Source organism: Pelomicrobium sp. G1 (assembly GCF_051905455.1).
Taxonomy (GTDB): domain Bacteria; phylum Pseudomonadota; class Gammaproteobacteria; order Burkholderiales; family UBA6910; genus Pelomicrobium.
In genome coordinates this window covers 1-230 of sequence record NZ_JBQACR010000696.1, presented here as the reverse complement: position 1 = coordinate 230, position 230 = coordinate 1, and the positions used below count along the sequence as shown (strand labels likewise).

General features: G+C 72.2%; 1 protein-coding gene. It reads left to right on the top strand.

Features of this window, described 5'->3' with window-relative positions; translation table 11 throughout:
• Positions 1-230, top strand: a 230-nt coding sequence (locus ACTFO6_RS20170; protein WP_439936032.1) for an acyl-CoA dehydrogenase family protein, incomplete at both ends; no start/stop codon positions are given.

Below are 230 nucleotides of genomic sequence, written 5' to 3'. Positions count from 1 at the left end.
GAACAGCGTGAGCGCGGCGGCCTACATGGGCCGGGGCCTGGCCCTGGCCCGGGACTACGCCCGCAAGCGGGTGGCCTTCGGCGCGCCCCTCGCCGAGCAGCCCCTCCACGCGGACACCCTCCTCCACCTGGAGGCGGAGTTCGCTGCCGCCTTCCAGTTGGCCTTTTACTTGGTAGAGCTCAGAGGCCGGCAGGAGGCGGGAGAGATCGGCGAGGCGGACGCCTTGCTGC